Genomic DNA, 13,810 nt, shown 5'->3' on the forward strand with positions numbered 1-13,810 from the left:
CCTTTCGGCGGGCTCCCTCAGGCCGTTGCCGTCTTGTGGGCGTGCGCGGGCCACCATGCGGTCAGGGGTGTCCTGGGTCGCGGGGCGTGAGGGGGATGTGGGGGGTGATAAAGGGTGACGGATACAGCAAGCGGACCGTTTCGCCTTGTTGCCGCCAGACGCTAAGCGCTTGTTGACGGCGCGAAAATACGTATGTTCATCGGTAGGCATACCGACATTTCCGTTACCGCTGGTCACATCAGTCCACGTGCGGGTAGTACGCGCGATGCTGGACAATCGAGCACGTGCAGTTCGGCATCCTGGGCCCCTTGGAGGTGCGGTCGTCCGGCGGCGACGCGATCGCCGTGGGCGGTCCGCGACCGCGTGCCCTGCTCGCCCTGCTGCTGCTGGAGGCCGGCCGCACGGTCGGCGTCGACCGGCTCATCGACGCCCAGTACGGCGAGAGCCCACCGGCGGGCGCGGCCAACGCCGTACAGGCGCAGATCTCCCGGCTGCGGCGCAACCTGCCGGCCGACCTGATCGAGTTCCACGGCGCCGGCTACCGGCTGGCGGTCCCGCCCGAGGACGTCGACGCCCACCGCTTCGAGCGCCTGGCCCGCGAGGGCCGGCGGCTGCTCGCGGCGGGCCGGCACGCGGCGGCGGCGGACACGCTCAAGGAGTGCCTGGACCTGTGGCGCGGCCCGGCGCTCGCGGACGTGCGCGAGGCCGCGTACGCGCCGGGGCAGGCCGACCGGCTGGAGGAGCTGCGCCTGGCGGCCCAGGAGGACCTGTACGAGGCCGACCTCCACCTGCCCGAGGCCGAGCCCGCGGCGGGCCTGCGCGAGCTGGTCGCCGCCCACCCGCTCCGGGAGCGCCCGCGCGCGCTGCTGATGCGCGCCCTGCACGCGGCCGGACGGCAGGCCGAGGCGCTGGCCGTCTACGACGAGGCGCGGCGGCTGCTGGCCGACGAGCTGGGGGCCGACCCGTCGCCCGAGCTGGCGGCGCTGCACCTGGCGATCCTGCGGGGCGAGCAGCGGCGGGCCCGCCCCACGCGGTCGGCGCCGCCGCCCCAGCTCACCACGTTCGTGGGCCGGGAGGAGGAGCTGGCGCGCCTGGCCGCGCTGCGCGGGGAGCGCCTGGTCACGATCACGGGCCCCGGCGGCACCGGCAAGACCCGCCTCGCCGTCGAGGCCGCCACCCGCGACCAGGGGACGCAGACGTGCTTCGCGGACCTGTCGCCCGCCGGCGGCGAAGGGCAGGTGCCGCTGCTGGTGCTGAACGCGCTCGGGTTGCGCGAGTCGGCGCTCGGCCCGAGCGTCCCCGGCCTGGCCGACCCCGCCGAACGCCTGGTCGCCGCCCTGGCCGAGCAGGACCTGCTGCTCATCCTGGACAACTGCGAGCACGTCGTCGCCGAGGCCGCCACGCTGGCCCGCCGCCTCCTGGGCGGCTGCCCCGGCGTGCGCGTCCTGGCGACCAGCAGGGAGCCGCTGGGCATCACCGGCGAGCACCTGGTCCCGCTCCCGCCGCTCGGCACCCCGCCGCCGGGCGTCCCGGCCGGGGACGCGCTCGCCTACCCGGCGGTCAGGCTGTTCGCCGACCGCGCCGCCGCCGTACGGCCGGGGCTGGAGCTCGACCTCGGCGCGACGCTGAGCATCTGCGCCGCGCTGGACGGCCTGCCGCTGGCCATCGAGCTGGCCGCGGCGCGAGTGCGCACGTTCCCCGTGGAGGAGATCGCCGCGCGGCTGGCCGAGCACGGCCGGTTCCGGCTGCTCTCGCGCGGCGACCGCACGGCCGCCGCCCGGCACCGGACGCTGCACGCCGTCGTCGAGTGGAGCTGGGACCTGCTGGACGCCGAGGAGCAGGTGCTGGCCCGGCGGTTCTCGGTGTTCTCCGGCGGCGCCCGGCTGGAGGCGGTCGAGCGGGTGTGCGGCGAGGACAGCGCCGTGCTCCTGGCCGACCTGGTGGACAAGTCGCTCGTCGAGACCGCCGGCGACCGCTACCGCATGCTGGACACCATCCGGCTGTTCTGCGCCGAACGGCTGGCCGAGGCCGGCGAGGAGGAAGGGCTGCGCGCCGCGCACGCCGCCTGGCACCTGGAGCACGCCCAGCGCGCCGAACCCCACCTCTACCGGGCCGAGCAGCTCGAATGGCTGGCCGTGCTCAGGGCCGACGACGCCGACCTGCGGGCCGCGCTGCGCTGGGGCGTCGAGCACGACCCGCCGCTCGCGCTGCGGCTCATCGCCGCCCTGGCCATGTACTGGTGGCTGAGCGGGAGCCGCGGCCAGGCCGTCCAGCCGGCCAGGCGGCTGCTCGACGCGATCGGCCACGAGCCGCCCGCGGACCTGGCCGACGAGTACGTGCTCGCCGTCCTGCACGCCGCCCTCGACGCCGGGTCACCGCACTGGACGCGGGCCCGCGCGATCATGTCGGAGACCGGCCGGCCGATGCGGCACCGGTTCGCCGCCGCGCTGTGGGGCATGACCGCGGGCCCGCCCGAGGCCGGCGCGGACGGTCCGCGGCGGCGCGGGCTCGGCGAGGACCCGTGGAGCGTGGCGCTCGGCCGGCTCAGCGAGGCGCTGCTCACGCTGCTGAACGGCGGGGTCGTGGCGGCCGAACGGGAGCTGGAGGCCGTGCTGGAGGCGTTCGGCGGGCTGGGCGAGCGCTGGGGCAAGGCGCAGGGGCTCGACTGGCTGGCACTGGTCGCGGGCTGGCGCGGCGAATGGGCGCGGGCCATGGAGCTGTGGGAGGAGGCGGTCCGGCTGCTCGACGAGCTCGGGGCGCTGGACGAGCTGGCCGACGTGCTGTGCCGGCGGGCCGGCGCCCGGCTGCGCGCGGACGGCCCGGCGGCGGCCAGGGCCGACTACCTGCGGGCCCTCGACATCGCCCGCGAGGTGGGCCGTCCGGAGCTGACGGTGACCGTGCACGTGGGGCTGGCCGACCTGGCCAGGATCGAGGGGAACCTCGGCGAGGCCGCCGAACGGCTGCGGGACGCGCTGGCCGCCGCCGGTCAGGGCGGCCCGGCGGCCGGCGGCACCGGGTCGCAGGTGTCCACGGCCCTGGGCCGGCTGGCCCAGGCCAGAGGCGAGACGGTCGAGGCCGTGGCCCGGCACCGGGAGGCGGTGGCCGCCGCCCGGCGCTCGCCGATCGGCAGCGACCTCGCCGACGCCGCCGAGGGCCTGGCCGAGGCCGTCCTGCCCGACGCACCCGAGCGGGCCGCGCTGCTGCTCGGCGTCGGCGTGGCGCTGCGCGGCATGGCGGTGACCGGCGACCCCGACGTGGCCGCCACGGCCGCCGCCGCCACGGCCGCGCTCGGCCCGGAGCGCTTCGCCACCCTGTACGCCCGCGGCGCCGCCATGACCAGGGAAGAGGCCCTGTCCACGATCCTCTCCTGACAGTCCGGGACGGCCGCGCCGGGGACTGTCAGCCGGTCGTCGCCGGGCTGTCAGCGCTCCCGGCGAGGCTTGCCGACATGAGAGACCACCTGAAGAACACCAACGTCCTCGTCTCCGGCGCCAGCATCGGCGGCCCCGCGCTCGCCCACCTGCTCGCCCGCCGCGGCTGCAACGTCACCGTCGTGGAGAGGGCGCCGGCCCTGCGCGAGGGCGGCCAGGCCGTGGACTTCAAGGGCGAGACCCACCACACCGTCCTGACCCGCATGGGCATCCTGGACGACGTGCGCCGCCTCCAGACCGGCGGCACCGACCAGCACTTCGTGGACGCCTCCGGCCGCACGGTCGCGGTCATGCCCGGCGAGTTCAGCGGCGGCGACATCGAGATCCGCCGCGGCGACCTGGCCCGCCTGCTGTACGAGCGCACCGCCGGCTCCTGCGAGTACGTGTTCGGCGACTCCATCACCTCGCTCACCGAGACCCCGGGCGGCGTGCACGTCACCTTCGAGCGTTCGGCCCCCCGCACGTTCGACCTGGTCGTGGGCGCGGACGGCATCCACTCCAACGTCCGCAGGCTCGCCTTCGGCCCGGAGTCCGACTACGTGGACTTCCTCGGCCACTACTACGCCCTGGTGGAGCTGGACGCCGACTTCGGCCCCCACGGCCAGATGTACAACGAGCCCGGCAGGATGGTCGCGGTCGGCGGGCCGAAGGCGACGGCGTTCTTCGTCTTCGCCTCCGAGCGGCTCGACTACGACCGCTACGACACCGAGCAGCACAAGGCGATCCTGGCGCGGGCCTACGCCGGGATGGGCTGGCGCACCCCGCAGGTCCTCGACGCGCTGCGCGGCGCCAAGGAGGTCTACCTCGACTCGCTCAGCAGGGTGAACATCGACCGGTACTCGACGGGCCGGGTGGTGCTGCTGGGCGACGCGGCGTACGGCAACACGCTGGGCGGCTTCGGCACCGGGCTGGCGCTGGTGGGCGCGTACGTGCTGGCCGGGGAGCTGGCGGCGGCGGGCGGCGACCACCGCGCGGCCTTCGCCGAGTACGAGCGCCAGATGCGCGGCTACGCCAAGATCGCGAAGAGCGGCAACGCGGGCCCTTTCCTGGCTCCCGGCACCCCCGCCCGCATCCGCATGCGGAACTGGACCTTCAAGGTCGGCTTCCTGTTCCGCCTGATGATGAAGCTGACCGACAAGTTCGCCACGGACATCACGCTCAAGGACTACTGAGCGGCCACCCGGCCCACGCCGGCGTCGAGCCGGAGGCGGGGGGCGCCGTCCACCAGCGGGAGGTGGTCGTCGCCGGCGAGCCGCCAATCCTGGACGGGCACCAGGCCGGGCCCGATCAGCTCGAACCCGTCGAACAGCCGCAGCACTTCGCCGTGGCTGCGGAACACGCCCTGGGCGGGCGAGCCGGACGTGGCCAGGTGGAGCTGGGCGATGGCCTCGGGAGAGCTCTCGGCCATCGCGTGGGAGAGCACCAGATGGCTGCCGGGGGCCATGGGCTTCCTGAAGGCGGCCACGATGCCGGACGGGTCCTCGGCGTCCATGACGTAGTGCAGCACGCCGACCATCAGCACGCATACCGGCTGGTCGAAGTCGATCAGGCCGGTCACGTGCGGGTCGGCCAGGACGTCGGCCGGTCTGCGCAGGTCGGCCTGGATGCCGGCGACGCCCGGCTGGTCGGCGAGCAGCACCTGGGCGTGCAGGCGCACCATCGGATCGTGGTCCACGTAGATCACCCGGCAGGCCGGGCTCACCTCGCGGACGGCCTCGTGGATGCTGGGCGAGGTGGGGATGCCGGTGCCGAGGTCGATGAACTGGCGCACGCCCTGCCGGGCCACGTGGCGCACGGCCTCGATCTGGAAGCGGCGGTTGGCCCTGGCGACGGCGCGGGCGTCGGGCGCGACGGCCAGCAGCCTCTCGGCCACCGCGCGGTCAATGGCGACGTTGTCCTTGCCGCCGAGCAAATAGTCGTACACCCGGGCGGAGCTCGGTACGGTCGGGTCGACTCCGGGGGGAACGCGTTCCAGCTCAGACACGGCGGCTCATTTCCTCGCCTACCAATGTTCGACGGCCATACTACTCGGTAACTTCTGGCCCGGCCGGGAAGTTCCCGACATATCGGAACACGTTCTACTTCGCCGCGTAGCCGCAGGAGCGGGGGTCGTCGAGCTCGGGGTCCAGCTCGATCCGGCTCAGCACCGTCGCGTCGATCGGACGGCGGATCGTGCCGGCCGTGGCGCAGTCGTAGAACACGTACGCGCCGGAGTCCTGGCCGAGCACCAGCCAGCGTTCCCCCTTCGACAGGAGCCTGCCGCCGTCGTCGCGGACCTCGGCCCACTGGTTGGAGAAGCCGGTGAGCTGGAGCACGAGGTTGGCCTCGCCGCGGTCGTGCACCGCCTCGGCCCCCTGCGTCATCCAGCCCACGAGCACGAAGCCCAGGCCCACCCCCACCAGCGCGCCCGTCAGCACCCGCATCGCGGCCCGTCCCGTGGGCCTGGCCCGCAGCAGCCGGTACGGCACCAGCAGGCAGAACAGCCCGACCACCACGACCGTGATCAGCACCGGCGTGCCGGTGACGTCCAGGATGCCGAGCATCCCCCAGTACGCCACCCCCGACAGCGCCGCGCCGACCCCGGCGGCCAGCCACGGCTGCTCCCGTGCCCGGTCGAGGGCGCGTCCGGCCGCGCCGCGGGTGATCCGGTCGAGCAGCCACCAGACGCCCACGACCAGGCCGAGCAGCGGCAGCAGGGTCAGGAAGAGCAGCACCAGCGTCGCCACCAGATGGCCGAAGATGCTCGCCTGGGTGAGCCCGGCCTGCTCCGGGGTGATGCCGAAGGTGTCATAGACGCTCTCGAAGCCCAGGTAGAGCAGGGCGTACACGGCGACGGCGATCGGCACGACGACCGTACCGATCTTCTCCATCACCTCCAGCACGCTGCCCCTGGCGGGCGCGGTCTCCGGAGGCACGGTCCCGGAACGCGTCGCGGGCAACGTCTGATTCGTCATGGCACAAGAGGATGCATCAGGCGGGGACCGGCGTCATCCGTCGGGCGTGGCGAAGCGGCGCAGCAGCGTGGCCGCCTCGGCGAACCCGGCCACCACGTCGGCGGCCGTACGCTGCTCGCGCACCATCCCGACGGCCTGGCCCGCGTAGACGCAGGCGGTGTCGAAGTCGCCGTCGCGGCGGGCGGCGGCGATCCGCGCCGCGGCCTCCTCGTCGGCCGCCAGCTCCTCCTCGTGGCCGGCCCAGCGGTCGAAGAAGGCGTTGCGCAGGGCCCTGCCGCCGTACTCCACCGGCCAGTCCAGACGCTGGGCCACGTCGAAGACGCGGCCGTAGACGGTGTCGGTCTCGGCCGCGGCCAGCACGCGGGCCGCCGCCGTCCCGGACAGGGTGGTCTCCGCGCAGCCCATGAACGCCGTGCCGGCCCACGCCCCCTCGGCCCCCGCCGCCAGCACGGCGGCCAGCCCGCGCGCGGTGGCGATGCCGCCGGCCGCCAGCACCGGGATGCGGACGGCGTCCAGCACGCTCTGGAGCAGCGGCAGCGTGCCCACGTCGGCACGGCCGTGCCCGCCCGCCTCGGCCCCGCGCGCGACGACCGCGTCCACGCCGGCCTGCTCGGCGGCGCGAGCCTCGTCGGTGGTGCCCGCCTGGGTGACGACCGTGATGCCGGCCTGCCGCAGCTCCTCCACGTACCGCTCGTACGGCCCGAAGCTCACGGAGACGAGCCGGGGCCGGGCCGCGAGCACGGCCTCGAACTGGGCCGGGTTGCCGGGCAGCGCCCAGGCCATGAGCCCGATCCCGTACGGCCGCCCGCTCCCGGCGGCGACGGCGGCCTCGGCCTCGATCCAGGAGGCGGGCGCGGAGGAGGCGACCCCGATCACGCCGAGCGCGCCGGCCGCGGACACGGCGGCGGCCAGCCGGCCCGCCCCCACTCCGGCCATGGGCGCGCCCACCAGGGGCACCGTCAGCCCGAACCGCTCGGTCAACCACGTACGCACGCCGGTCCCCCTCCTCTGGCCCCTGCCGTTGCCAGTCTCGCAGCACGTCTTCCGGAGGCTGGCGGGAGGGGGACAACGCAGGATCCGTACGAAAGTAGAGCCGGATGACCGATGCGCCGGAGGCGGAGGCTGTGCATCCTGGTGGGGACGGGTCCGGCGCGCGTGGCCTGTTGTGAACCCGAGAGGAGTCGCCAGCACATGGAAAGCGCTGCAACCCGCCCTACCGTGGTCCTGGACAACGGTGTCGTCGGCCGGATCATGCTGGCCCACCGGTCGAGGCGCGATCTCGTGCTCGTGATGGGCATGGACGGCACCCTGCTGAGCTGCGACCTCGACGGCATCGCCTGCGTGGTCGGCGGCCGTCCCCTGTGCCGCGACGGCTGATCCCCCGCTACGGTCAGGAGCGGGCCACGAGGGCGGCCAGTTCGCCGACGGCGGTGAAGTCGTTGGTGAGGCGGTTCTTGGTGAGGGCGACGGCGGTGCCGGTCGCCGTGTCGGCCCACGCGTAGCTGCCGCCCGCCCCGCCGATGCCGAACGCCGTCGCACCCTCCTCCGGCGAGCCGCCGGGAAGCCCGATGGTGAACCCCAGACCCCACGTCGAGGGCATGCCGAAGACCTCGTCCGGGCCGCTGTAGGCCACCGCGGTCGCCTCGCGCAGCCGCTCCGGCGAGATCAGCCGGACGCCGTCCACCTCGCCCAGCAGGGCGGCGTACATGCGCGCGACGGCCCTGGCCGAGGTCTTGCCGCCGGCCGGGATGTCGGCGGTCAGGTAGTCGGGCCTGCTGCCGAGGGCGGCGTTCGGCATCAGCTCCATCGGCCCGGCCTTGAACATCGGCAGGTCGGCCGGCATGTCCCCGAACGCCGACGGGTCCATCGGCACGTCCTCCAGCCGGGCCAGGCGGTGCTGCTCCTCCGGCGGCATCCCGAAGTAGAGCTCGCGGGCCACGCCCAGCGGGCCGGAGACCTCCTCCAGCAGCACCTGCGAGATGCGCTTGCCGGTGGTCCTGCGGACGATCTCGCCGACGAGGAAGCCGAAGGTGTAGGCGTGGTAGCCCATCTTCGTGCCGGGCTCCCACCACAGCTCGGCGTTCTCCAGGGCGGCGACCATCTTGTCCCAGTCGCAGACGTCCTCGGGGGTCGTGTCGAGCGGCACGCCGGGCACGCCGGCCGTGTGGGTCAGCACGTGGCGGACGGTCACGCCCTCCTTGCCGTGCCTGGCGAACTCGGGCCACAGGTCGGCGACCGGGGTGTCGTAGTCGTACAGGCCGCGCTCGGCCAGGATGTGGGCGACGGCCGAGGTGGCGCCCTTGCCGATGGAGAAGTTGTAGAACGGGGTGTCGGAGGTGACCGGCCGGCCGGTCTCGGGGTCGGCCACGCCCGCCACCACGTCGACGACCTGCGTGCCGTCCCGGTAGACGGCCACCTGCAACCCGCGCTCGACGCCCGACTCGACCAGCTTGTCGGCGGTCTCCTGCACCTGCTGCTGAAGATCGGTCATGAGGTCGTCACTCCTGTCGCTTTCGGGAACTAGACGGTACAGTACTCAGATCAGTACGGAACTGTCCAGTACTGTGGGAACACATGATCGAAAGATTGGTGGGTCAGTGCCGGAAGAGGACGGGCGGACCGCCCGCAAACGCAGGCAGATCCTGGACGCGGCGCACGCCGTGTTCCTGCGCAACGGCTACGTGGGCGCCAGCATGGACGAGGTCGCCTCGATCGCCGCGGTCTCGAAACAGACGGTCTACAAGCACTTCAGCGACAAGGAACAGCTCTTCGCCACGATCGTCCTCGACACCGCGAACCAGATCCAGGGCCTGGCCGAGCTGATCGCGCAGTCGCTGGAGGGCAACCAGGACCTGGAGAAGGGGCTGCGCGAGCTGGCCCACGAGTTCCTCGACGCGATCATGCAGCCCGACGTGCTGCGGCTGCGGCGGCTGATCATCGCCGAGGCCGACCGGTTCCCCGACCTCGGCCGCACCTGGTACCGGCAGGGCTTCGAACGGTCGCTGGAGGCGATGGCCACCGCCTTCGGACGCCTGGCCGGGCACGGACTGCGTCCCGTGGACGATCCGCGGCTCGCCGCCGAGCACTTCGTCGGCCTGCTGCTGTGGATCCCGGTGAACAGGGTGATGTTCTCCGGGGGCGGCGACCACCACACCGAGGCCGAGCTCGACCGGCTCGCCGACGCCGCGGTGGAGGTGTTCCTGCGCGCCTACGGCGCCTAACCGGCCAGGAACTGCTTGAGCCCGGCGGCCAGCGCGCCGGCCATCTCCTCCCGGAACTCGCCGTCGGACATCTTGGCGGCGTCGCCCGGGTTGGCCATGTTGCCGCACTCGATGAACACCGCCGGGCGGGTGGACAGGTTGAGCCCGCCCAGGTCGGTGCGGGTCTGCAGGCCCTGCTCGCCGACGTAGGTGGCGTACGGGATGCCGGTGCCGTCGCGGAAGGCGTTCCGGACGGCCACGCCGAGCTTCCTGGACGGCTGGATGATCGCGTCGTTGTGCCCGGGCACCAGGCCCGGCATGATCACGTGGAAGCCGCGGCCGGCCGGCGGCGCGCCGTCGGCGTGGATCGACAGGACGGCGTCCGCCCGCGCCTTGTTGCCGATGGCCGCCCGCTCGTTGATGCAGGGGCCTACGCCGGTGTCGTCCGGTCGGGTCAGCACCACCTTGGCGCCCATGTCTTCGAGGCGCGGCTTCAGGCGGCGCGCGACGTCCCAGGTGAAGGCGTGCTCGGGGTAGCCGGCGGCGGTCTGGGTGCCGGTGGTGTTGCAGGGTTTGCGCCCGGTGATGATGTCGACCGGGCGGTTGATCTCCTTGGGGTGGGAGGCGTTGCCGCCGTTGTGTCCCGGATCGAGCACGACGGTCTTCCCGGCCAGCGCGTTCCGCGTCTCCTGCGACGGCGAGGCGGAGGTCACGACCACCCCCTGAGTGGTGCGTACGGGGCCGCCGCCGCAGGCCGCCGACAGCCCGGCCAGGGCGATCAGCACCACGGGGACGGCTGGGTGAACGCGCATGCGTCCGACCGTAACCCGGGCCTGCCCGCTGCCCCCGTCACCCACTCTGACCTGCGGCAACTATGACCTCGATTTGGGTTTCACCGGCACGGACGCCCGAGCTAGTCGCGGTCCCAGGTCACGCCGGGGATCGGCGGCTCCTCGCGCTTGCGGATCAGGTAGGGCGGCATGACCAGGGCGTGCAGGTTCGTCGAGAGCAGGGTGTCGATCGACTGCTCGGGCGTCTCGGTCAGCGGGTCGCCGGGGCCGTTGAGCGAGGTGTTGATCAGCACCGGGGAGCCCGTGGCCTCGTGCCACCTGGTCAGCAGGGCGTGCAGGAACGGCGTGGCCGACTCCTCCACGGTCTGGAGCCTGGCCGTGCCGTCCACGTGCGTCACGCCGGGCAGGCTCGCGCGGTGCTCGGGGCGCACGTCGGCGGAGTACTGCATGAACGGGGCCGGGCGGTCGACGCCGAACAGGCGCCCGGCGTGCTCGGCCAGCACGAGCGGGGCCAGCGGGCGGAACCATTCGCGGCCCTTGATCTCGAAGTTGACGTAGTCCTGCATGTCCGGTCTGGCCGGGTCGGCGATGATGCTGCGGTTGCCGAGGGCGCGCGGGCCCGACTCGCTGCGGCCCTGGTGCAGGCCCACGACGCGGCCGCTCTCCAGCAGTGACACCATCGCGCCCACCAGGTCGTCCGGCTGCTCGGCCACCAGGCCGTCCGGCAGGCTGCGTACGGCGGCGGTGATCTCGCTCTCGTCCGGGTCGGGGCCGAGGAAGTCGTCGGTCCAGCGGAAGCGGCTCTCGACGCCGAGGCATTCGACGAGGCCGTACAGGGCGCAGCCCACGGCGGTGCCGCCGGCGTGCGGGCTCGGCGGGATGAACACCTCGCGGAACGGCGACTCGCGCACGATCCGGCCGTTGGCCGCGCAGTTGAGCGCGACGCCGCCGGCGAAGGCCAGGCTGTCCAGGCCGGTCTGCCCGTGCAGCCAGGCGACCACCTGGGCGAGGGCGTTCTCGAAGACCCGCTGGCCGGCCGCGGCCAGGTCCGCCGCGCGGGAGAAGCGCTCGCCGCCGGGCTCGTAGACGTAGGCGTCGTGCTGGCCGAACGTCTCGATCCACTCCTCGGGGATGAACACCTCGTGGCCGCGTACGTCGAGGTCGGGCAGGCCGTACACGTACGCGTCGCCGAAGGGGGCCAGGCCCGTCACCTTGCCTTCGTGGCCCTCGCCCTCGGGCCACAGCAGCTTGGTCAGCAGCGCGTAGAAGCAGCCGAGGCCGGCCGGTCGCGTCCAGTCGCCGTCCCAGAGCTGCTTGGCCAGGCACTCGATCTCGCCGCCGCGCTCGCAGCGGTAGAACGAGGCCACCTCCAGCATGTCGTCGCGGGTGCCCTTCGGCAGCGGGACCGGCTCGGTGAAGTCCCTGACCCGGCTGCCGTGCGCGTCGATCACCAGGCCCGCGGCCCGGTCGAACGGCGAGGGCGGGAACGCGCTGTAGAGGTGGCTGAGATGGTGGGAGACCAGGACGACCCGGGCGTCCTCCTTGAGGTTCAGCGTCTCGCGCAGCTCCTCCTCGTAGGCGTCCTTGTGCTCGATCTCGGTGTCGGAGGAGTATCCCTCGACGACGAGGTCAACGGGCTCCTTGAGCAGCGGCATCTCGGGCAGGTACAGGTCCGGCAGGTCGCCGAGACGGCCCCAGTGATGCCTGCGCCGGCTGATGCGCTCCTTCTGCAGGCTGTACATGCCCGACTCGCCCACAGCGACAGCAACAGAACCATCCTGAGCGCGATTTATGCCGACAACGATGGGAACGTCCGCCATCTCTGATGCCTCCTGGGCTGTGATCACCGGCACCAGTACCCGAGCTTCGGACAAGACCATCCCTCAACCGCGTAACGGACACGTCAGCCCGGACCCGCCCGCGAATCCGGCAGAACTTGTGGGCCGAGTGCGCAGTCAAACCCTGCATGACGACGAAGCACACAATCGCGGCCGTGACCCTCGCGGCGGGCGTCGCGCTGGCCGGGATCTCCTCGCCCGCGCTCGCCGCCCCGACCTTCGGCCCGCTCGGATACGGCGGGGTCACGCTGGGCATGACCGCAAAGGCCGCCCAGGCCACCGGGAAGATCGTCCACAAGCCCGCCCTCGACTCCGACAGCTGCTCCGGCTGGGACCTCAAGGCCCAGCGGACGGGCCGCGACGCGGTCGGCCTGTTCATCTCCAAGAAGCGGGGCGTGGCGATCATCTTCGCGCCGAAGGGCGTCAGGACGCCGCAGGGCATCGGCATCGGCTCGACGGACGCCCAGCTCAAGCGCGCGTACGCCAAGAAGCTGCGGACGGCCGAGAGCGGCTTCCCGTACGTCGCCGTGCCGGGCAACCCGAAGGCCCACTACTACTTCCTGCTCTCCAAGGGCAAGATCTACGAGATGGGCCTGGCCCTGGACAAGCAGGACTGCGCGAACTGAGCGACGACCGTCCCACAGGTGGACGAAGGGCCCGGCCGAAACCCTGGAGTGTGATCCACGTCACTCACCCTGGCCGGGCGGGGGCGGACACGGTCCGGTCGCGGCAGCCCGCCCATCAGGCGATCATCGGCTTTAGGGCCCCCGAACGGACGGCACCGGCTTCTCCGTGAAGCCGGTGCTCTTTTATTTCCCGATAAATAGGGTCTAGCCCGGAGATGTGGTTCTTGGTAGAAATTGCCGCTGGCGGCTACACGCTGCTCCCTGAACCGGTCATCCACCAATTCCTATAGTGAGCGGGCCGATTTTTGCTTGCCGATGATTTCTTCTTCGTCTGCTGGGACGCGACGGGCTCGGGCAAGCCTCGGCTCCATGTCGCCGGCGTGGCGCTCGGCCTGGCCGGGGCGCTGCTCGCGGAGCTGGTGCTGGAGCAGCGGATCACCGTCGAGGGCGTCCGGCTGCGGGTGGTCGACCAGCGCCGGGTCCCGGACGAGCTGGCCGGAAAGGTGCTGACCGAAATCGGCAATTCCCCTCAGCACACCGATGTGCGAACCTGGTTGGCCTACCTCGCACAACGCTCGGTCACCGAAGTCACCGCCCGCCTGATGGGTAATGGTCTGCTCGAACGCGAATCCCCGAGGCTGCTCAAACGTAAACAATTCCGCTATTTCTCGCACGACTTCAACCGGGCCATGTGGCCCGCCGCGCGGCTGCGGCTGGCGCTGGTGAAGTGGCAGCCGCTGACCCCGCACGACATGGCGCTGGCGGCGCTGGCCGAGGCGTGCGACCTGACCGACGTCGTCGTCGAGGACCCGGCCGACCGGCGCGGCGCCCACCAGTACCTGACCACGGTGCTGGCCGCGATGCCGCAGCCGCTGAGCGACCTGGGCCGCCAGGTGAGCGCCGCCGTCGGCGACGCCGTCCTGACCTACCGGACGTGACCCCGGACCGCCCGCCCTGACCCCGCCTCACG

General features: G+C 72.8%; 12 protein-coding genes. 6 read left to right on the top strand and 6 right to left on the bottom strand.

Features of this window, described 5'->3' with window-relative positions:
- The first annotated feature begins 284 nt into the window (after positions 1–284).
- Entirely contained in the window at positions 285–3,371 is a 3,087-nt protein-coding gene (locus ABZ815_RS41885; protein WP_357707012.1) for a BTAD domain-containing putative transcriptional regulator, read from the top strand.
- A gap of 77 nt (positions 3,372–3,448) precedes the next feature.
- The gene (locus ABZ815_RS41890) at positions 3,449–4,603 is read left to right on the top strand and encodes an FAD-dependent monooxygenase (RefSeq protein WP_357707013.1); all 1,155 of its coding nucleotides are present in this window, start codon (positions 3,449–3,451) and stop codon (positions 4,601–4,603) included.
- Here ABZ815_RS41890 and ABZ815_RS41895 read toward each other — a convergent pair.
- From ABZ815_RS41895 to ABZ815_RS41905, 3 genes are all read right to left on the bottom strand, one after another.
- A complete protein-coding gene (locus tag ABZ815_RS41895; protein ID WP_357707014.1) occupies positions 4,597–5,415 on the bottom strand; it encodes an SAM-dependent methyltransferase in 819 nt (272 codons plus the stop codon). The genes ABZ815_RS41890 and ABZ815_RS41895 overlap by 7 nt on opposite strands.
- Positions 5,416–5,509: 94 nt before the next feature.
- Positions 5,510–6,385: a hypothetical protein gene (locus ABZ815_RS41900; protein ID WP_357707015.1), complete on the bottom strand. Its 876-nt coding sequence runs from the start codon at positions 6,383–6,385 to the stop codon at positions 5,510–5,512.
- Between the two features lie 33 nt (positions 6,386–6,418).
- Positions 6,419–7,378, bottom strand: a complete 960-nt coding sequence (locus ABZ815_RS41905) for a nitronate monooxygenase (protein ID WP_357707016.1) — start codon at positions 7,376–7,378, stop codon at positions 6,419–6,421.
- Positions 7,379–7,576: 198 nt separating this feature from the next.
- On the opposite strand from ABZ815_RS41905, the gene ABZ815_RS41910 reads away from it, so the two are divergent.
- Complete coding sequence (locus tag ABZ815_RS41910; protein WP_357707017.1) at positions 7,577–7,762, top strand: hypothetical protein; 186 nt, start codon at positions 7,577–7,579, stop codon at positions 7,760–7,762.
- A 13-nt stretch (positions 7,763–7,775) separates the two neighbouring features.
- On the opposite strand, the gene ABZ815_RS41915 is transcribed toward ABZ815_RS41910, so the two are convergent.
- A complete protein-coding gene (locus ABZ815_RS41915) occupies positions 7,776–8,876 on the bottom strand; it encodes a serine hydrolase domain-containing protein (RefSeq protein WP_357707018.1) in 1,101 nt (366 codons plus the stop codon).
- Between the two features lie 106 nt (positions 8,877–8,982).
- Between ABZ815_RS41915 and ABZ815_RS41920 the strand changes: the two genes are divergently transcribed.
- Complete coding sequence (locus tag ABZ815_RS41920; RefSeq protein WP_357707019.1) at positions 8,983–9,606, top strand: TetR/AcrR family transcriptional regulator; 624 nt, start codon at positions 8,983–8,985, stop codon at positions 9,604–9,606.
- Here ABZ815_RS41920 and ABZ815_RS41925 read toward each other — a convergent pair.
- A complete protein-coding gene (locus tag ABZ815_RS41925) occupies positions 9,603–10,397 on the bottom strand; it encodes an N-acetylmuramoyl-L-alanine amidase (protein WP_357707020.1) in 795 nt (264 codons plus the stop codon). The genes ABZ815_RS41920 and ABZ815_RS41925 overlap by 4 nt on opposite strands.
- A gap of 101 nt (positions 10,398–10,498) precedes the next feature.
- Positions 10,499–12,118, bottom strand: a complete 1,620-nt coding sequence (locus ABZ815_RS41930) for a carbamoyltransferase C-terminal domain-containing protein (RefSeq protein ID WP_357707021.1) — start codon at positions 12,116–12,118, stop codon at positions 10,499–10,501.
- Positions 12,119–12,369: 251 nt separating this feature from the next.
- Between ABZ815_RS41930 and ABZ815_RS41935 the strand changes: the two genes are divergently transcribed.
- On the top strand, positions 12,370–12,840 hold the full coding sequence (locus ABZ815_RS41935; RefSeq protein ID WP_357707022.1) for a hypothetical protein: 471 nt from the start codon (positions 12,370–12,372) through the stop codon (positions 12,838–12,840).
- Positions 12,841–13,145: 305 nt separating this feature from the next.
- Complete coding sequence (locus tag ABZ815_RS41940) at positions 13,146–13,778, top strand: GPP34 family phosphoprotein (RefSeq protein WP_357707023.1); 633 nt, start codon at positions 13,146–13,148, stop codon at positions 13,776–13,778.
- Positions 13,779–13,810 lie beyond the last annotated feature (32 nt).

It is taken from the genome of Nonomuraea sp. NPDC047529 (assembly GCF_040642995.1).
GTDB lineage: Bacteria > Actinomycetota > Actinomycetes > Streptosporangiales > Streptosporangiaceae > Nonomuraea.